Source organism: Sanyastnella coralliicola, from assembly GCF_030845195.1.
Lineage (GTDB): Bacteria > Bacteroidota > Bacteroidia > Flavobacteriales_D > Sanyastnellaceae > Sanyastnella > Sanyastnella coralliicola.
In genome coordinates this window covers 2,181,944-2,202,916 of record NZ_CP132543.1, presented here as the reverse complement: position 1 = coordinate 2,202,916, position 20,973 = coordinate 2,181,944, and the positions used below count along the sequence as shown (strand labels likewise).

The window sequence follows — 20,973 nt, the reverse complement described above, 5'->3', positions numbered from 1 at the left end:
AATTCTGAAATTTTTCTTCAAAATTGTTCGCGATTAAGATGCAAGAATTGGATTTGGGTAACGAATAATTCGAAACAAACCGATTAACTTTATTCATTGATCAATAATATATACGAGAATGAACGAGTCCAAACTACGCGCCCTCACCCTCATGGAACTCCTCATCGTACTCGCGATAATCGGGATCATCATTTTGATGGCACTTCCGAATTTCACGGGGTTGATATCGAATGCGCATAGTTTAGAAGCACAGCAGCAATTGGGGATTATTCATAGTTTTCAGAAGACCTATTTCTTCACCCATTCGAAATACAGTGAAGACCTAAATGCGATTCACTTCGAAGAAAATAAACTGGTGACGCAGGGTGGTAATGGGAAGTATGACTTTGAGATTGTCAATGCGAGTCCAAACAGTTTCTTGGCTCGTGCTACTGCTGTGGTAGATTTTGATGGAGATGGCGAGTACAACGTATGGGAGATTGATCAGGATAAAACCTTACGAGAGGTTGTTCCTGATTGAAGTCATACCTGTTCTTCTTGCGCTCTTTTTTCTGCTATTGATGATCCGTGATGATTGGCGAGAGCGGGAAGTGAAGGCATGGCATATGGCCTACTTTGCATTCGCACTAAATGCATTTTTCATAAGACAAATAGGAATTAAACTTTGGTTAGATCAACTCTTATTGAATGAGCTGATCGTTGCCATCTACCTTATCACGATTATCGGTTACTTATTGGTTAAGAGACTGCCTTGGCGCCAACTGTTCCAATCATACTTTGGTCTAGGAGACGTTCTGTTTTTGGTAGCATTGGCACCATGTTTTGCCCCTCAGTTTTGGCTTGGGGTAACCATCACCTGCTTTATATCAGCTGCCATACTGCACCTGCTGTTTAGAAAAAATGAAAATGATACCGTGCCCTTTGTGAGTTATGGCGGAATTGTAGCCATCTTAGCTTTCTGCGTTCAGTATTACATTCAAACTTATGGAGCTTAAGGAACTTGACATAGAATTACGACAAGCCATCTCGTCAGAAATGGCATGGGAGTACCGCATGGTTCCAAAAACAGATCACAGCAGCTCGCTTGAAGTCTATTCTGACACCCTTGGGGATAAAACTGATACTTTACGAGAAGTTGAATTTTTGCTGGGTAAGACCGTGGAAGTGCATACGGTTTCACAGGATGAATTGATGGTCATGCTCTCTACTAACTATGGTAGAGACAATGCTCAGAATGGAGCAGAAATCATGAACTATTCCGAAGACTTCTTGGTTCGCCTCGTTCAAGAGGCAGATCAGTTGGGCAGTTCTGATATTCATATTGAAGTCTACGAGCACAGAGCAAGAGTGCGCATGCGGGTTGACGGACACCTGCTCGAAAGGCACGCACTGGAACTACGGGATTATCCGGCGCTTATCAACAAGATCAAGGTGCAATCGAAGCTTGATATTTCAGAGAAACGTCGTCCGCAAGATGGACGAATTGCGATGGATATAGGTATCGAGACGATTGATTTACGTGTATCGATCATACCCACCTTGTACGGTGAGAAGTCAGTGTTGCGATTGCTGCAGCGTGATGCTTCTGAAGTTCGGCTTGATAAGATTGGTCTAGCAGGTAATCAGATGACAATCTACATGGAAGGGATTCAAAAACCTCAAGGGATTGTGTTAATCTCGGGGCCAACAGGTTCGGGAAAAACCACAACACTCTACGCGAGTTTGCGACACCTCAACCAAACCGAACGCAATGTCATCACCGTTGAAGATCCGATCGAGTATACATTAGAAGGAATCAATCAACTTCAATTAAATGAAGCGATAGGACTGACTTTCGCGAAGGCTCTAAGAGCATTCCTCCGTCAAGATCCTGATGTGATTATGTTAGGGGAGATTCGAGACAAAGAAACTGCGGAAATGGCCGTACGGGCTAGTCTTACTGGGCACTTAGTCTTTTCTACCATTCACACACAATCAGCATGGGGAACCATCGATCGATTGATGGATATGGGGGTGCCTTCGTACATGATATCGTCAACCTTGAATCTTTCTGTAGCACAGCGTTTGGTGCGCAAACTGTGCAACAACTGTAAGCAAGAAGTTTCAATCGATGAGGTCCAACTTCCCTCAGAATTGTCTTCAAAGAACTTTGGAACGAATAAGGTTCAGGTCGCGAAAGGTTGTCCTTCTTGTTTCCATACCGGGTACAAGGGAAGAGCTGCATTATTTGAAATTATTCCTATCAATGAATCACTTAGAGCTGTGATTCGTGAAAAAGAACGTCCAGAAATATCTCAACTTAAAGAATTCGGTTTCAAGTCGTTGAAAGATCAAGCCATTGAGCTCGTATCAAATGGTACGACCAGCGTCGAGGAAACCTTTGGTATTCTTTCGGTCAATAGTTTTTGACATGTCGACGGATTGGGTAACTTAAGCCCACATTAACCTAGCTTTAAGTGAAATTTGCACTCCCCATCTTATTTCTGCTTGCGCTTGCTTTGCCCTCATCTGTATCGGCTCAATTAGATCGATATGACCAGATCAGAAATCAGCTTGAATCTGTGGTCGTAGATCAACCTGGCCTTGATATGATCCTAGAAACATCGGTTTCGAATGTAGGCATTGCCGAATACCTGCGCTCGTTAGGTCTTCAGAATGAAATCAATTTGAGCGTTGCCAGCGATCTAGAAGGGATTGTGAGCAACAACTTCAACAACGTACGTATCCTAGACGTGATCGTGTTCTTATGCAAAGAGTTCGATTTAGATATAGAAATCATCGGCGGGATCATCGCCGTTCGGAAGTACGAGCCTTACCTTCCTCCACCGCCTGAAGAGCAGCCTTTAACTGTGGAGGTAGATTCTTTAAATGGCTTCGTTTCATTTGAATTCAAAAACGATTCCCTTTCCGCGGTAGCGAAAGCATTAACAAATACCGGAATAAGCAACGTCATCATCGGCGAAGGATTGACCAGTAAGCGGATCAATGCTTACATCAAAAACAGACCCTTTTTAGATGCCGTTGATAAGCTCTGTGTGGCCAACGGATTGATCATGGAAGAGGAAGAAGGCTTTGTGATTCTAAAGGCCCCGAAGAAGGAAGAACGCAATGCTCAGAATCCACAGGAGCGTCCGCCGATTTCTTTAGACGCGTTGAAAGCTGAACTGAAGATCAACGTTAAAGACAGTCTGGTAAGCCTTGATATCAGAGAGCAGAACATTGGTGATGTTATTGAATTGGTTTCACGAGAAATGGGTGTGCAGCACTTTATGTATACGCGCCCCGATGCCGTGACAACGATTCACGTGAAAGACGTTTCGTACGATCAGTTCTTGACGCATGTGCTTCACGCTACACCCTACAGTTTTATCATTGAAGATGAGGTGTACCTTATTGGTGACCAGCAGAACGATGGTATCACCATCACTGAGTTGGTGTCATTGCAGCGCAGAACAATCGAGAACGTTTTTGCTTCATACGGTGGCGGCCGACAGAACACAGGAAATAGAAACAGAAACAACGGTAACCAAACGGGAACCAATGGAACTAATACAGGATTCAACTCAGGGAGATCTGGAGGTGCTGGAGCCGGAGGAAGAGGTGGAGGAGGAGTAAATCCTTTCCAAAATTCGAAACTGCAGATCGAGGCCTTTCCTGAGCTGAATTCCTTTGTTGTCACAGGTTCGCTACCTGAAGTGCGACAGTTCAAACAATTCATAGCCAGTATCGATCAGGTGGTGCCGGTGGTAGTGATCGAAGTGCTTATTGTTGATGTCAACAAGAGCAACACGATGAGCGCTGGTGTAAATGCCGGAATCGGTGAGAACGCAGGAACAACGCAAGGTCCGATCACCGGTACAGCAGACAATCCAGGTTTGAATGTTGATCTGAGTACGGAGTCGATCAATGAGTTAATCAACGGCTTTAACGGACTGGGCGTGGTCAACTTAGGAAACGTAACGCCCAACTTCTACCTGAGTATTCAAGCTATGGAAACCGATGGATTGTTGCGTACTCGTTCTACGCCGAAACTGGCCACATTGAACAGTTACCCTGCGAGCCTGAGAATTGGAAGGGAAGAGTACTACCTGCAAACGAATACCACGGTAAGCCCTGGTACCAACGCTACTGTTGTATCTGAACAACAAGACTGGCGACCATTGAACGCAGACCTGGCCATCGATATTGTGCCGGTGGTATCTGGCGAAGAGCATGTTACACTGGATATTAGTGTCATTCAGAGCAACTTCACCGAACGAGCAGGCGCGAACGGACCTTTTGGGTCTGTTAACCGAGAGTTCACTTCTTCCATTCGTGTGAAAAATGGCGATATGATTTTGCTAGGCGGACTAGAAGACAAGAGCGTTTCGAATTCCGGTGGAGGTCTCCCAGGAATAGCACGTATCCCAGTCCTTCGTTGGTTCTTTGGTTCTCGATCAAGAAGTGCTCAAGACACCAAGCTCAACATCTTTATTCGTCCTATGATCATGTATTAATGCATAGGTCGATCGAAAACATACTGTTCCGAAAGATCCAGATCGTTCAGTGTGACCTGAATGAAGAGGGAGGATGGAGAATGCGTATTGGCATTTTCAAACTGAGGAAGAACGAAGTCGAACAAGCAGAAGACTGGAGCGATTGGAGTGATCTTTCAACACTCGAAATCAACAAGCAACAAGCATGTGTGCTTCAGTTTGTTGGTCGAAGCATTCTTCAAAAAGTTGGAAGCAAACTTCAATCTACGGCCGCTAACAAAGACCTCATTCAAAAGGAGGTGTCTGTTCTGAATACCAAATACTCTACGATCATTAGGTCTAAGGAACTGACCACGCTCATCAATAAGTTGGCGAAGGAGAAATGGAATGTCGCAGCCCATTCTTTTGGGGCGATAAATGCCCTTCGATTACAAACGGCCTTAGGAACAAGTGCAGCATTTCCATTGGAGGGATCGAGCATCGATTTATCGAATGGAGAAGTCATTGAGCAACCGGGTTCCAAACCTTTCGATGTGTGGGGTGAGAATGAAGCTGCATATTTCTATTCCCTCGCTAGAGGAAATCAAGCGAATAAGAATCTACGTGAGGAAAGTGCTTTTCAGCTGTTGTTTCGTAAGACCCTCTTGATTGGAGTGTTCGGATTGCTTGGGATTTTGTTGATCAACTTTTTAGTGTTTCAGCAGCTTCAAGAAAAGAACACACAGCTGAGTGCCTCCAATCAAGTACTGTTGGATCAGCAAAATGAGTTGACCAAGATTAATGCTGCCAATGAAAAGAAACAAGTATTTCTATCAACCTACGCACCAGCAAGGGAGATAAGTACCACTGAACTCTTAGATCAGTTAGGGGCTAGTGTACCTGCTCAAATCACCTTGAACGTTTTAGATGTGAATCCAATTGAATTACCTGATCGTGAAGGACAGATGTTTCAAGTGGCGCAGGGTGAAATCTTGGTAAAAGGTCAGGGTGATCAATCAGCTCTTAACAACTGGGTGCAACACTTGAGCGGTATGGATATGATCTCCCAAGTCCGCATTCTGGAATTTACGAATGGTAGCTACGCAGAGCGCGAGTTTAAATTATCAGTGAGGTATTGATGTTAGCTTCTGCAAAATATCGCTTCTACCTGCTAGCTGGAGGATTGTTTTTATTCCTCATTCTCGCCTGGAACCTATCTATTTCGAAATCTTTCGAGGTCTATCGTCAGAACAAAGAACTTCAAGAAGTCGCTAGTCAAGGTGACCAGATCAATACAGGGATTCAAATTGCTTTGATGGAAAAGAGTCAGCTAGAAACTATGGCTGGCTCGATGGAGGGGGATGCGGAAGAAAATAGGAACGCCTTGCTCAATGTAGTTGACAGTTTGATGCAGGAACATCAATGCGAGCTCAAAGGAATTGAACCTTTGCGCGTTTTTTCTACCGACGGATTCGAAGTTTTCTTAAATTCAATAACCCTGACTGGAGACTACGTTTCTCTGCTACAAATTTGCCAACATCTCGAGTTCAATGCATCCCATGGAAAAATGGTGAGCACCCAATTTGAACGCGTTAAAAACAGAACTAATCGGAAGTATGAATTGCATGCGACTTTTACGATACAATCGATTCGCGCTGCTCGCTAGTTGCTGCGGATGGCTTCTTTTGGGATCCTGTGATGTCATCTTCGAGGATGATATCGATGGGCAAACCATTACGCTTCTGGCTCCGGCAGATGAAACGTCAACGACCATCCAGACGATCAATTTTGATTGGATGGATCTAGACGACGCCGTAGCTTACCGCATCCAAGTGGGAGAGCCAAATTTTGTTGGTCTTGAGGCTTTGGTGTTAGACTCTCTTGTGACCCAGTCTGAATTAGAAATTGTTCTCAATCCAGGAAACTATGAATGGCGTGTTCGAGGTGAGAATAGTGGAAGCGAAACGGAATACGCTGTGAGAAGCTTAACGATCGTTGCTGCCGAAGGTTTAGAAGGACAAACCGTGTTGTTGAATTCGCCAACTGCTGATCTGGTTACGAGTGATTCATTGGTGACTTTCACCTGGACAGAGCTTGCGGCGGCAGAGAGTTATACGGTAGAAATATTAGATGACAACGAAGGCCAGCCAGGTGATTTGGTGATGGCTGATATCGCTATCGCGGAAACAAGTGTTGAGACTGAACTTGACGAAGGTGCTTTCTGGTGGCGTGTGATTGCAAGTAATTCAGTGCCGAGCGTTTCGGATTATTCGGAAGCACGACAGATTGAAATTGACTTGACAGATCCTGTTCCTTCCATCTTACAAGAACCCCTAGACAACAGTTTCATCGGTAGCCCATCTCAAGTTTTCACTTGGACAGAAGGAAGCGATGCCAATCTTTCAGACTACCAGTTGATCATTTACAGCGACCAAGGATTGGAGACGGTGGTCTTGAGTCAGAGTAGCACTGAGCTCAGTCTTGATCAGGATTTGACCAGCTTAGCCTCCGGAGTGTACTACTGGCAAGTCAGAACCAACGACGCTGCTGGAAATTTCTCATTATCTGATGCTCGTAGCTTCACAAAATGAAAAATAAGGCAATGACCATAGTGGCTTTAGTGGCTGTCCTCATTATTTGGGGACTTATTGCCTATCGTCTGTTCTTTCAAGGTGAAGGACCACAGGTCACTTGGCAAATGCCAGATGTAGAAATGAGCGCTGATACCTATGAACCCATGAAGGAGTATCAGCTCATTGGAGATTACCGCGATCCATTCCTAGGAAAGCGACGTAGACCATCTTCTTCAACGACCACTTCTACTCCGGTTTCCAAGCCAAAGCCTCAGAATATCATCTTGGAGCCGGAAGTTCCTTGGCCACAAGTCGAATATCGAGGCGTCAATAACGCACAAGGAGGAGATCCTTTGATTTTTTTGAGAATCAATGGCGTTGATCAACTGGGCTTTATGAATGAACCACTTCAAGGAATTACTCCGATTGAAGTGTACAGAGACAGCATTATTCTAGAATTCAATGAAGAGCGCAAGACTTTTATTCGTTAGCATCTTATTCGTCTGGATCTCACCAGAAATTACAGCCCAGATTGAATCACGCGAGTTTCCTGTAGACGGCGGCTATGTGAGATGTGAAATTCTCGAGAAAGAGAAAAACATTCGTACCGTTGATACACTGGAGTATCATTTCTTAATCGGCAATCGCCTCAAAAAGCTCCAAGGATCGTACGATGGGAAATTGCTTCACGGAAAGTTCATTAAGCTCGACCTACAAGGGAATATGATCGTTGAAGGCGAGTTCAAACAAGGCCTACACCACGGAAGCTGGAAATACTGGACAAACGAAAAACTAGATTCAACAGTCACGTATTGCAAAGGCATCAAACATGGTCAAATGGTGGATTACACCAAATCACCAAAGGTTGAGATTGAATACAAAAAAGGAGAGGAGAAACAACCAAAAGTGAAACAGCGGAAAGCTAAAGAGGAAGAGGAAGAAGGAAAGGAAGAGATGAAGGAAGAAGAAGAGTTAAAAGAAGAATGAGAATAAGAATGGACTTTGATTGACCGAGGTTCACAAATTTATCTGAGTTTTCGTCAACCGTCAACCGTCAACCGTCAACCGTCAACCGTCAACCGTCAACCGTCAACCGTCAACCGTCAACCGTCAACCGTGTAAAATGAAATTCCGCGCTAGCGCCATATTCTACGCCCTCACCTTTGTGGTTATATCAAGCCTCACCATTGGTGCGTTGATCATGGTTTATTCTGGTTACGGAAATTTAAACGACAGGCTTGAACAAGAACAAGCCATGCGTTCGTTTCATACACAAGCGACCAATATTTTACTCGAAGGTGGATTCGGCGATAGCTATAAAGACCGCATAGAATTTAGAGGGGTGGAAATGGAGGTGGAGGTTCTCCGAGAATCTTGGGGATGGATTGACCTCTATCACGTCAAAACGCACACAAATCACGATACCATCCTTCATACGCACCTGATGAGCTCACAGGTTGATCCCGTTGATCTTCGATTTTGCATCGCTGATCGCGGAAGGGCGATTCGATTATCAGGAGATGCACAGGTAATAGGTACTGGAAGCTTCCCGCAACGCGGATTTGAAAGAGTATCACTTGGTGGTGAACATTTTCACGGTGTGATGGAAGTGAATGCCGTAAATGACTGCGGGCTGCTAATGAATACGCGTCTAAAATTGCTGGAGTGTGCCAATTCGATTGCTTCGATGACAGGATCAAAGGAATCGAATGCATGGAATGAATCACCTTTGGAAATGACGCTTGCAGGGCTTGATTGGGAGCAAGCAAATGGTAAAGTGCTGATCACCGCAGACTCGTTGTTCATACCATCGGATGTGGTTGTCGAAGGCGTCATTATTCGAGCCAATCATGTGTACATCGAAAGCGGATTTAGCGGAACCCTTCAATGCCAAGCCAGTAAAGTGACACTAGAGGAAAAGGTCAATCTAAATTACCCAAGTGGAATTTTCGCGGTGGGTGATTCTACCCGATTAGAAATTGCATCGAACTGTTCGATTGATGGGGTCGTAGCAAATTTGGGAGGTTCCGCTTTGAGTTTTATTGGTGAAGAAAGTGTCGTCCACGGTATGGTTGTCTGTGATGGAAGCCTACAATTAGAAGGCGAAGTTCAAGGGCCATTAATGGTTGATGTGCTTCAACATATTAGTCCTTCAAGTTCTCAGATCAATGCCATGGTGAATGGAAAGATTATTCCAGGTAACTATGACATGACAAAGGGCTTACCTCTTGGAGATGGCAAACGAATCTATATTCAATCGGCATGGCTAGACTAAAGGCAAGTAGTTTGATCGAGACTTTGGTGGCCCTGGTGATTGTTATCGTCGCCTTGTCTGCTGCTCTTACTGCCTATTTGCATTTGGCTAGCGCCGAAAACCAACGAGGGTATTTACCCTTGGTTAAATCTGATCTCGTTGAAAACCAAAAGGTAGATAAGCTAGGAAGAGACCTTACTTCGGAAGTAAGAGTTGTGGTGGAGGAAATTCAAATTGCAGATTCCGATAGCATGGCTGTTGAGTTCTTAATCTATTCTCATGATGAAGATTAGAACTTTGAAAGCCCTGACTTTGATGGAATTATTAGTGACTTTGATAGTTTCGGGTATTCTGCTGTCCATTGTCTTGCTAGGATTGAATTGGACCGGGGCCTCTTTTCAACGATTCAGCAGTAGAAATGAAGACAAAGTCGAATTACGGACTTGGATGATGACACTAGAACGAGAAATCAGCCAAGCCGATTCTGTGTTGGTGAATGGATCTAGTTTGAAGGTCTTTTCTGGCGAAGAAAAAATAGACTACTACAGTACTTCGGATGGTATCGTTAGGTATAATGCGAGCGACGTTAGAGATACCTTAGAAATTACTGGAAGCGCATGGTTGAGCACAATCAATCGCAAGAAGAATACTTATACCTTAGAAGGGCAATGGCATGATCAGATGTTATCTTGGCAGTTTGTTCATTTTCATCGCATCAATCCGTAATGGCAGACCGTATCGACATAGGGAAACTACAAGGTCAAGAAGAAAGTTCTGGGCAACAAACGTCGTTTCTGCAACAGGATATTTCCTTACGTCCTTTTTGGTCAAACAAGCGTAAGCTTCGCTTTTTGCGGTCACTTTCTGTTCTTGTTGATGCTGGATTGGATTTCCGATCAAGTTTGCACATGGCCGCAGAAGAATTCTCAAAGCCAAAAGAAGAAGCAGAACTCGCAAGGATTATCGCGTTGGTTGATGACGGTAAAACCTTGGCGGTGGCATTAGAGTCACAAAAGGGGTGGTCAGTCTTCGAGCTCGAAAATATTAGAATAGGTGAGGCGAGCGGTCGTCTTGGAGAAATATTTGTTGAGTTGGTGAATTACCTAGAACGAACCGAAGGGTTGAAACGTCAATTGATCAGTGTATTGACCTATCCAACATTTCTATTGCTCGTTTCTTTTGGTGTGGTGAGCTTTATGATGATCGCCGTAGTGCCGTTATTCGAAGATCTATTCCAGCGTTTTGATGCTGATTTACCGAGCATCACCCGCGGTGTGATGGATGCTTCCAATTGGGTACAAGAGAATTTTTCGTTGATCCTTTTGCTTTTAGGAGGGATCGTCCTTCTTGGATGGTTCCTATTTAAGCAAGAACGCTTCCAGGGTTTGTATTTTAAGGTGCTTTTCGGCTTACCGATTTTCGGAAGGCTTGTGCATTTAACTTATGTCGGACGGTTCTGTACATCGATGGCGATGTTAATGAGCGCTAAGATTCCTTTGCTAGACGGTCTTCGTATGGTTTCAGACATGCTCAATGCTTCTCCATTTACTTTGGCTAACGCCGAAATCGTTGAGGAAGTAAATCGAGGAAAACGATTAAGTGAATCGATTGCACAGCATTCCATCTACCCGAAAAAAGTACATCGCTTCGTTGCCATTGGTGAAGAAGTGAACAGACTCGAAGAAATGTTCCTCAAATTGAGCGAGGAGTATAAAGAAGAGGTGGAGAACCGGAGTAAAATGGTTGGGAAATTAATGGAGCCCATCATCATCATCTTCGTAGCGACCTTTATTGCGATCATTTTGGTGGCACTTTACTTACCACTTTTCCAGTTTGGGAAGCTCTTGGGCTAGTATTCTCAAAAACGATATCAACAAGTAATGAACAGAAATCCGAAATCGGATGGGTTGATTTTATTGGTATTTAATTGAATTTGAAGATACATGCATACTAGTTGTTAACATGAAATTCATAATAAAAATTTGCGCCCTTGAGAAATGATGATTAACTATGTTTCAACATTAATCATCTAAACAAATTCAGATGAAAAAGACTAGCCTAATTGTCATGGGGTGTCTGCTATCCCTGACAATGCTCTCCCAAGGTGAAATTTCTGATTTGCGCTTTTTCTTAGCGGCTGCCGAAGAGATAAACGTCACCGATCTCGGTGTTGACGATCTCGAGAATCCCTTAGTTGATGCGGATCTCCACCCTCAAATGAATTATCAAGCCAGCTTCTACGTCAGCTCCATACTTGGAGTGGATAGTGTAGTGGTCGAATTTGGAAGCACTCCAACTGGAAGTGAGATTGCTTCGGTGACTTTGGCTTTCGACGAAGTAGCACCTGCACCTTTTGATTTTAGTCGAGATGACGACAAGGTGACTGTCGATGCAGGAGTCTATCCTTTTGTAGAAGAGATTTTTTGTCGAGTACATCTTATTTATGAAGATGGTACTACTACTACACCAGTTCTTTTTCCCGAGATTAATTAAGTCGTAAAGACATGAATATCAAAGCATTTTGCATGCTGGCTTTGCTGGCATGTTCAGGCGAAGCCTTTGCCGAACTTTCCTATTATCCTACCTGGATTGACGATTCTGGCATTCATTATACTCCTGGTAACGAGGTGGTTATGAAGGATGAAGCGGCGGCCGGTTGGAATTCTGGGGCACGATCCTCAGAGGTGCTGCTCGCTGCTGATGATGGTTGGATTCGCTATGAGGTTGAATCTTACCAAAGTGCTACGCGTGCTTTTGGTTTTGCTATTACTGATCCGAATTACCATTACACTTCAATGGCGTATTCTTTTCGCCTTGCGAACAGTACGTGTTACTTTCAAAAGGGAAGTGTAATCGTGGGAACGATGGCCGTGACCCAAGGAGATGTCTTGGAGATTGTTAAGAATGGCACGGACATAGAATACAAAGTAAACGGTGTCATCAGGGTCACAACAACTCCGGCCCAATTCAGTGACATGTTTCTCGATTTAGCATTCCATACCAGATGGGGATACATTGGGAAACTTGAAGTGAGTTTTGGTAATGATTATGATTCTGAATGGGAAGAGGTAATAGGAATTGCCAAAACAGCTACGACTTTAACGAAAACGGCAGCTGATGGCTGGGGAAATGCTGGAGCTTCGAGTGATAACGTCCTAAAACCAAATGAAGCAGGATGGGTTTCATACACACCACCAAATACAACAGGCCATATAGCTTTCGGATTCAGCGATCTAGACAAAGATCAACATTACTCAAGCATTGATTATTGCATGTTGGTAGATGCTTCAGGAATGCTAAAAGGTTATTCAAATGGATCCTTATTGTTCGCTGGTAGTTACGCTGCTGGCGATGTCCTTACGATTACACGACAAGACAACGAATACATATTCACTCAGAACACTACAGTGCTACATACATCAAATGACTACAGCAGAGAGCCGATGATCGCTGATCTAGCGATCTATCGAAACAACACCGTGCTAAATCAGAGTGACTTCCGGGTGAGCTTTGATCAGGAAGTGTATAGTTATGTGGAGGTGACGCCGTTGGATTATGATCAGGACGGTGTGTTTACGGCGAAATCCTTCGGAACCGATGTAACAAAGAAGTACTTCTGGAGTTCGGAAATAGCCAGCGAGTCGGATTGGAATAGCGCAAAATTGGCCATGGATTCGACCATTTTGAATGTTGTTGATTCCATTTCGTTCGAAGATCTCTTCTTCTCTACTTCATCCAGTAAAATTTCATCCATTTCTGAAGAATTAGTGCTTGCGACAAGAGATGACAACGGGAACGTTTTTCGAGTTCCGGTAGAGATGACTTACCAAGTAACCAATGACACGATTTATGGAATGGATTTTTCTGAAGGTGTGTTACAAAAAACCGCAGCATACAGCTCGTCAGCAAATGCGAATTGGAGATTAGATAATGGGATAGAAAGCGGGGTGAGCGTTGGTAAGGTAGAGATACAACCAATCAACGGATTGTCGAATAATTTCCGCATTGGATTGACGCTTGAAAATAGCACTCCGGCGTCAGCAGGAAATCATATTGAATTCGGTTTCAGTGTTTCCAACGGGTCATTGAAGACTATTTATAATGGAGTTTTAGGTTCATACTACGGAAAAGTCTTTGGCAATGAGATCTTGAGAACTGAGTTCACTACCGATTCTGTGTTTTACTTCAAGGATGAAGACCTTATACGATCTGAGTCTTTACCGCAAGGAAACGTTTATCAGTTGGATGCTTTTATCACAAATCAAGATGAGGTGATTCAAGTGAAAAAGATTGCCTTTGATAACATCAAAAAGCCAATTAGACGAGGTGAATTGAGAACAGTTGATTGGAGCTGCGATCGTTCACAGGTAGGAGAAGCTTACATCGTACTGCCACTACAGAACAACTTTTGCTTATTCACCTTTCAGTTATTTGATGAGTTAGGACAATTGGTATCGTCTAATCCGTTAGGCGTTTTCACAAACATTCTTCCAGGGAACTACACAATTAAAGCTATACCGAGCGGTGATTGCGATCTTTCAGAATGGACGTACAACTTTGATATTGGTTACGAAGTTGATTGGACTGATACTCAAGCTTGGGCCTTGGCTACTAACACCGTTGAAGAAAACTCAGTGTTATATAATGGTTCCGGGCTGTTTTACGCAGGTTCCAACGCAACTTCAGTGAACCAATTGAATTACGGAATAGAAGGTTGGATAGAAGTTGACGTGTCAACAATTGGGGTGTTTCAATTGGTAGATCAGAATGGCGACCTATTTCTGTCAACATACTTTAACGAGCAATATGGACTATCAATCACTCTCTTATTTAATGAAGATGGAACATATGTGGCCCTCTGGGATAACGATGCTGACGGGAGAATCAGATTGTCTAGAGAAGGAGGGCAATATTTTGCCCGTACTTCTTTGAACAACACGATTTCTGTGATCAACAACTCCTTCCCACGAGTGAACGGAAAAGGACATGTTGACTACGGTAATTCTCGCTTGATAAACTGTCGTGCATCTTTTAGCTGCCCGAATCCACTAATCCAATATTCACCTTTACAGAGAGAGATAAGTAGCAATGTTTATCTAGCAGTAGACGATGTGGTCTACTTCTCATATGACAATGACTATTTCAATCCTGACGGAAATTTTACTTTAAAAGTGTTTGATGCCGCGAATAATGATTTGCAGGTGTCGACAACCATAGCCAATGTCGATCCTTCAAACCCAATTCTTTCCTCGACGATAGGGTATAATAAGTATGCCCTAGATCTAAACCTCGCGGGGATATCAGCCCCAGGAGATTACATAATTCAAGTTACCAACGACAAAGGAGAGAACTATTTCCTCCGTTTTGCCAAATAATATAGCCATGAAAAGAGTGTCTTTATCAATTCAAATAAAAGCTTGGGCTTTCCTTTTCTTGTTCATTGCAGAGATTACTGTGCCTGGAATGATCTCTACGGCAAATGCAAATGGCAACCCGAGTTATGACAGTTTCATGCAAGCTGACAACTCACAATGGGTAGATCCATTTACAGGAGATTTTTCGTATAACATCCCTGTGATGTTGGTACCCGGATCCAAAGGGTCGTTTCCTTTGAATTTGCACTATCGTGCTGGAATTTCGCCTGATCAAGAAGCTTCTTGGGTTGGTTTAGGTTGGCATCTAAATCCTGGGGCAATTACGAGGCAACTGAATGGAATACCAGATGATTTTTCTGGAGAAGAGAAAATAAGTCAAACGAGATATAGAAAACCAGACAAGACTTTCTCGTTGAAGATTGATTGGATGGATAAGTTCCTTCCACCGACGACTCAGGAACTCCTTTCTACCCTTGGACAATTAGGAACTGATGCAGAGAGTGACGAGGATGTGATCGGCGAAGACAGCCCATTGAATCCATCTTCTAATCAAATATATGTTACCTATAACAACTATCATGGTTTTGATTTAACGGTCAGTTCAATTCGAGGAGAAGCTATCAAAGAGGAAAATACTGGAAATGAGAATTCCTTCGGTGGCTTTACATTTAGTTCTCATTCTCATTCCATCATCCGTCACAAGTCTAAAATGCGCGGAATGATGCGTGATTGGAAGAAAACTATCAATAATCACTTCTACAACACCGATGATAGAGAAGCTGCTGAAAGAGCTGGGAAATTGAATGGTTGGATAGCTCGGGGTAAAGGGTATTTCATGCAACCTCTTGGTGTTTCATCTAATGATTTGAGCTATCAAACTTTGACTTTAGGACTAGAGTTCTCGAGGTGGAAAAAGAAGGCTCCACTTACTTTCTGGGGAACCGAATTCACCGGAAGCGGTATAATTAACATTCGCTCGTTGACAGATGAATCAAGGTTTACTGAATTCCCTGCATTTGGTTCAGTTTATCCAGAAAGGGGCAATGATCAAAATGTGCTACACGATTGTCAGATTGACATTACATCCCCACCTACGAAAAGAAATGTAACCATTGGGGCACCAATGCAACAGAATGATTCATGGTTCGTTTCCGGGCCATATACAAACGGTGCTTTTCGAGCACATTCATACGATTTTGGCGTATACACCCCACCTTTTATAGAGAGTAAAATTGACGGAGTTAATGGAGGTTTCGAATTAGGTACAGATATTTCTGGAAATAAGTTAGGAGCGGATTTAACTTATTATGATGGGAGTACTACCTCCGGTCCTTGGTCTTCAGATTTTAACTTGATTTATGGGTCTTTAGGATTCGACTCCCAATACGACCAAAATGAAGAGCCTTTCTACTTTCAAATGAATGGAGAATTAACGGCACAAGAAGAGGATCCCTTAGTTAATGTTGGAGGAAACGACGCGTTTGCATTTCCGCTTGAATTTGGGGCGTCGAACTTTACATCTGGTGGTCTTTATCCTTCAAAAAAAGCACGCGTAATTGCCCCTCCTTCAGTAGGAGCTGTTGGAAACAATTTTAAGTCAAGGAGAAATCGAATGACCTTAATCGGTCACATGACATTTGAACAAAAACAATCGGATTCTGAAAATTCTGATTACATCCGGCAAGTACTTGATTTGAACAATGGAGTTTTACAGGATCCTCATAGTTCTGTGTTTACGAAGCAGATTGCAGAATTTACCACTCAAAATTCAGCTGGTTATAGGCAAGTTTTTGGGATGCCTGTTTATAACCTTCAGAAGTCCAATGTTTCGTTTAGAGTTGATCCAGGTCATGTCTTAAATCCCTCAGAAGCAATCGAGTATGTATCAATTGAGGGTTTAAATGTTGATCCAGAATCAACTGGGCCACAGCTGGGGTTTGATCATTTCTTTTCTAGAGACGACATTCCAGAATATTCTTCTGAACATCTCTTAACTGAATTGTATTCTAACGATTACGTTGATTTTGCGGGAGACGGACCTACTGCGGATGATGCTGGTTTTTGGGTTCAACTTCAGTACCAAAGGGGAAAAGACTTTACATACAGAATGCCCTATGCTGGTCGTTTTGTTAGTGCCAATGAATTTAGTAATGAGGGAGACGACTTGGTATCGTATACTTATGGAAAGACTGAGCAGATATACGTACAACGCATTGAAACAGATACTCATTATGCCGTGTTTACACTCAGCCCAAGAGAAGATAATAGACCAGTTATTGGCGGAGAGCAGAATGTTACTAAAGCGGAGCTTACCGCATTTGGCGCAGATGATTGTAGTTACAAGTTGGATCGGGTAACACTATGGCAAAAGGTTGCTAATGGACCGGATTTAAAGATTCAAACTACACATTTTTTGTATGACTATTTACTTTGTCCCGGGACTCACTCAAGCGCTGCCGTCTCTAGTGATGGAACCATCAATTCTGGAAAACTCACTTTAATTGAAGTCTACACGACATACCAAGATTCCCAGAGAAAGGAAGGGGTCTACAAATTCAATTATAACCATAATGACCCGCTGCAGAACCCTTCCTATTCTGTTTACGATCAGGATGTATGGGGTAATTATGATATAGGTTATGGCGATTTAACTGAGCTCAAATACAGCAATCAATACTCTCCTGAGAGTCTAATGGATGCTCAAAGTGCAGCTTGGTCTTTAAAATCTCTTGAATCGCCAGGAGGATCACTAATGCGAATTGAATATGAAGCAGATCGCTACCAATATGTTCAAGATGAACAGGCGATGGCAATGTTTAAAATTGTCGGGTTTAGTGATGATACAAACTTCCCTTCTTTGGAGAACAGGAATAAAATTACGAAGAACTATCGTAGAGTATGGTTCGAGCTTCCCGACAATACCTCGAGTTCTATAGGTGAATTAACTTCTATTGTAGGTAAAGAGGTTTATATCAAGTCAATGGTAGAGCTAAAGGCTCTATTGGATTACCCTTTGCAAAAAGCTCAAGACTTCGTGGAATGTTGGGCGAAGGTTTCTAGTGTTGGAACGGAACTGGTTAATCAGCAATACTATGGCTATGTCGATTTGGAACCTGTTAATGCCACCGTCTTGGGAGTGGGGAATTGTCATCCGATACAATTGGCAGCTTGGGAGGACATTCGATTATATAGACAAGACTTGTTGACCAATATCGATGATGGAGACTTCAATCTTAATGATATACCAGGATGGTTGAGTTCCTTTGTGAATGGGGTTAATCAAAACATACAACGAATTATTTCGTTCTATCCAACTGCCAAAATGTTGCAATGGGGGAGTCGTGCAGTGTTGAATAATAGTAATGGGGACCCTTTAGCTTTTATACGTTTACCAGTAAGACAATCTAAGTATGGTGGCGGTCATCGTGTGAAGTCGATTAGTGTCTTCTCTGGGTGGGAAGAAATGAATGATTACAATGGTCAATCTGAAAATGTTGAACTTTCGATTTCATATGACTATCTCAATCGCGATGGCTTGTGTAGTGGCGTAGCTATTAATGAGCCAATGGTTCATGTTGAAGAAAATGCACTGGTAAGTCCAGTGGCATATAACAATTCCAATACTCCTGTTTCTTTGCGTTCAGCCACCACATTTACCGAATTACCGCTTGGATTGCCTTATTACCCGATGGCTGCGGTAGGTTATAGTCATGTGGTTATAAGGTCAAATGGTCAGAATCAACTTTTGCAAGACCAAGAGATCATGGGGTCAGGAGTGCAAGAACTGGAGTTTTATACAGCAAAAGACTATCCGACAAAATTCGCTCGAACTATTCTGTCTCAATCTGGGGGTACGCTTCTTTCTAAGTTAGTGCCAATCCCGCTCCCGTATACAGGTTGGCAAATCTTTCAGAACCAAGGTTTTTCGCAAGGCATATGTATAGAAACCAACGATATGCATGGAAAGTTGAAAAGCCAGTCTAATTATTCGGAAAAGGGATATAGCGAAGGCGAAGCGCAGAGTACTACTTCCTATTTGTATTGGACAGATGATGACGGAAATTTGAGCAGCTTGGTCGATGTTATGACTGAATTGGGCTATGTAGACAAGCGAACTGTAGGGGTTGAACGAGATTTCCTAGTCTATGCCAAAGAATTCAATCATTGGAATGCGGATATCGGTGGAAATATCGGAACCTTAAATGAAGGAGGAATAGTTCTACCAAACGCACAAGCAGATGTGGAATACGTTCATACGAATTCTAGGATCATTACTAATTCTAAGGTTATCAGGAGATCAGGGCTATTAAGAGAAGTAGTTACGTTGACTGACGGTTCCTGGGTTAAGACTGAGAATGAGGTCTTTTGTTCTCAGGGCACCGGAGTGTTATTGACTACTGTTGATAATGAATGGCGGGAAAATGTCTACTCGTACAGTCAGCCCGCCTATCCCTACTACGACGATGCAAGAAGCGGATACTTAAACTATCGCCAGGATTTGACGATTAATACTGATCAGATGGGGGTTATTGTATTTCCGGAGCCTTCAGAGTTGATAGAGTTGGTAAACGAAGGCGATGAACTACTTGTTAACCTGAATGGAACGATTGAGCACGCTTGGATTGAATTTGATGATCCTAATTGGAAACTAATTGATGAAGAAGGGCAATCAATTATAGATATATCGTTAGCGAACGGAACAGTAATTCGGCCAGCACGGCGTAATTTATCCTCTTCTCGTTTAGGCACAGTTATTTCTTTGAGCGATCCGCTTAGTTATCTTAATATTCAAGAGTTTTTACAAGGATTTAATGACATGTCAAATCCAGGTGTTGCGCCAACGTCGGTGACTCTAGATGAGTTAATTGGTGACCCTCCAGTGAATGCCGTATTCAGTCATGGTTGTGATTTCACAGGAGATGAAATTGAATTTCGACCAAAGATTGATGAAGTAGTAGACAGCGAAGGGAATCTGACTGGATATGAATTAATTATTGATAGTGATGTCATAGAAGAATATGGGCCATGCCGAATTGCTTTGGTGATCCCCTTTGATTTAGGTGATTTTAACCCGAATGAAATAGACGGATCAACATATTTAGAAATCAATATAGAATCTGATTTCTTCAATTTAATTGATCGTGATGGAAATATCCTTGGCACAGCACCGATTACATCCGATATGGTAGATTGGTTCCAGTGCATTGGTGAACGATGTGTCAAAGTATTGCATGCGGATGCTACAAGCCTATCAGACCAATGGGCGGATACATATTTTTCCCAAGCATCAATTAACACCGTCAATGAAATAGGTAATGCGGTGGCAAGTTCTCAGAACCCCTATCGATATGGCATGAGTGGCATTGAGCGGCCGGAATACACCTTCGTTTATCGTGAATCGCGAGAGCAGTCTTCGGACCCAACCACTAGAATAGACAGGGATGGACTCTATTCACAGTTTAAATGGTTTGATTGGCGAAGCGAAACACCGCTCGATGATAACCCAGATTACATCTGGAAATCACACGTTGACCGTTACACTTTAGAAGGGGTTCCAGTACAAAGCTCGAATCCATTAGGTGTTCCGACCGCTTCGCTTACGAATATAGAAGGCAGTCAAGTAATCGCTGAGTCTGTAAATGCCTTGGTTAATGAAGTGGCTTTTGAGTCGTTCGAACTAGGAGCCGGGGATTACAGCTCGGTAGAAGGAAACGGCAACTTATTTTTTCCAATAGGAACCACAGTTTCAGATGTCTTTGCGCACACTGGGGATTATTCGCTTGAGGTGCCCGCTGGTGCTTCAATTAGTATTCCGATTGATCCGCTCTCCAACTCCTTTGACGAATACCATCCGACCTTCTCATCAGGTCCGGAAATCGCACATGTTTCCGTTTGGGCTTACGTAGGCAATGAAGGAACCCCAAAGGTTAGATTAGCTGATGAAACAAATACGGTGATTCAAGAAGTACAAGCCGTTGCTTCAGAGGCGATGGATGGCTGGGTCAAACTAGAATTTGATTACACGTACGCCAATGATCAGCTAGAGTATTTACTTCAACTATCAAGCACAAATGGACAACCTGCCTATTTTGATGATTTAAGAATCTGCCCTAAAAACGCATCGATGGCGACTTATGTATACTCTAGCGTTGATCGTCGATTGGTGGCAACTCTGGATAACAATAACTATGCAACGGTCTATGTATATGATCGAAGGGGGCAATTAGTACAAACTAAAGTTGAAACCGTCAATGGTATACAAACCGTTTCAACCGGACGTACTCTCATTCAAAACCCATAACCTCAAAACCTAAAGG

16 protein-coding genes are annotated in these 20,973 nt (G+C 43.0%); all 16 read left to right on the top strand.

From position 1 onward, the window contains the following. Positions 1-118 precede the first annotated feature (118 nt). The 16 genes from RA156_RS09145 (at position 119) to RA156_RS09070 (ending at position 20,957) form a co-directional block, all read left to right on the top strand. Positions 119-520, top strand: coding sequence for a type IV pilin protein (locus RA156_RS09145; protein ID WP_306639613.1), 402 nt, complete (start codon positions 119-121; stop codon positions 518-520). Beyond that, the gene (locus tag RA156_RS09140) at positions 507-995 is read left to right on the top strand and encodes a hypothetical protein (RefSeq protein ID WP_306639612.1); all 489 of its coding nucleotides are present in this window, start codon (positions 507-509) and stop codon (positions 993-995) included. Before RA156_RS09145 ends, RA156_RS09140 begins: the two co-directional genes overlap by 14 nt. Next, positions 985-2,409 carry a GspE/PulE family protein gene (locus tag RA156_RS09135; protein ID WP_306639611.1) on the top strand — a complete coding sequence of 475 codons (1,425 nt, stop codon included), beginning with the start codon at positions 985-987 and terminating at the stop codon, positions 2,407-2,409. Before RA156_RS09140 ends, RA156_RS09135 begins: the two co-directional genes overlap by 11 nt. A 47-nt stretch (positions 2,410-2,456) precedes the next feature. After that, positions 2,457-4,496, top strand: coding sequence for a type II secretion system protein GspD (locus tag RA156_RS09130; protein WP_306639609.1), 2,040 nt, complete (start codon positions 2,457-2,459; stop codon positions 4,494-4,496). Further along, positions 4,496-5,593: a hypothetical protein gene (locus RA156_RS09125; RefSeq protein ID WP_306639607.1), complete on the top strand. Its 1,098-nt coding sequence runs from the start codon at positions 4,496-4,498 to the stop codon at positions 5,591-5,593. The genes RA156_RS09130 and RA156_RS09125 overlap by 1 nt, the downstream gene beginning before the upstream one ends. After that, positions 5,593-6,120, top strand: coding sequence for a hypothetical protein (locus RA156_RS09120; protein ID WP_306639605.1), 528 nt, complete (start codon positions 5,593-5,595; stop codon positions 6,118-6,120). The genes RA156_RS09125 and RA156_RS09120 overlap by 1 nt, the downstream gene beginning before the upstream one ends. After that, positions 6,080-7,045 (top strand): fibronectin type III domain-containing protein, encoded by a 966-nt coding sequence (locus RA156_RS09115; RefSeq protein ID WP_306639603.1) that lies wholly within the window; start codon positions 6,080-6,082, stop codon positions 7,043-7,045. The genes RA156_RS09120 and RA156_RS09115 overlap by 41 nt, the downstream gene beginning before the upstream one ends. Then, complete coding sequence (locus RA156_RS09110; protein WP_306639601.1) at positions 7,042-7,518, top strand: hypothetical protein; 477 nt, start codon at positions 7,042-7,044, stop codon at positions 7,516-7,518. Before RA156_RS09115 ends, RA156_RS09110 begins: the two co-directional genes overlap by 4 nt. Beyond that, on the top strand, positions 7,490-8,014 hold the full coding sequence (locus RA156_RS09105) for a toxin-antitoxin system YwqK family antitoxin (protein WP_306639599.1): 525 nt from the start codon (positions 7,490-7,492) through the stop codon (positions 8,012-8,014). The genes RA156_RS09110 and RA156_RS09105 overlap by 29 nt, the downstream gene beginning before the upstream one ends. 136 nt (positions 8,015-8,150) lie before the next feature. Beyond that, a complete protein-coding gene (locus RA156_RS09100) occupies positions 8,151-9,302 on the top strand; it encodes a hypothetical protein (RefSeq protein ID WP_306639597.1) in 1,152 nt (383 codons plus the stop codon). Then, positions 9,290-9,574, top strand: coding sequence for a hypothetical protein (locus RA156_RS09095; protein ID WP_306639595.1), 285 nt, complete (start codon positions 9,290-9,292; stop codon positions 9,572-9,574). Before RA156_RS09100 ends, RA156_RS09095 begins: the two co-directional genes overlap by 13 nt. Further along, positions 9,561-10,007, top strand: coding sequence for a PulJ/GspJ family protein (locus tag RA156_RS09090; RefSeq protein ID WP_306639593.1), 447 nt, complete (start codon positions 9,561-9,563; stop codon positions 10,005-10,007). The genes RA156_RS09095 and RA156_RS09090 overlap by 14 nt, the downstream gene beginning before the upstream one ends. Continuing rightward, complete coding sequence (locus RA156_RS09085; protein WP_306639591.1) at positions 10,007-11,134, top strand: type II secretion system F family protein; 1,128 nt, start codon at positions 10,007-10,009, stop codon at positions 11,132-11,134. The genes RA156_RS09090 and RA156_RS09085 overlap by 1 nt, the downstream gene beginning before the upstream one ends. A gap of 190 nt (positions 11,135-11,324) precedes the next feature. Continuing rightward, entirely contained in the window at positions 11,325-11,774 is a 450-nt protein-coding gene (locus RA156_RS09080; RefSeq protein ID WP_306639589.1) for a hypothetical protein, read from the top strand. Between the two features lie 32 nt (positions 11,775-11,806). Further along, positions 11,807-14,656, top strand: coding sequence for a hypothetical protein (locus tag RA156_RS09075; RefSeq protein WP_306639587.1), 2,850 nt, complete (start codon positions 11,807-11,809; stop codon positions 14,654-14,656). Positions 14,657-14,663: 7 nt separating this feature from the next. Further along, positions 14,664-20,957: a hypothetical protein gene (locus tag RA156_RS09070; protein ID WP_306639585.1), complete on the top strand. Its 6,294-nt coding sequence runs from the start codon at positions 14,664-14,666 to the stop codon at positions 20,955-20,957. Positions 20,958-20,973 lie beyond the last annotated feature (16 nt).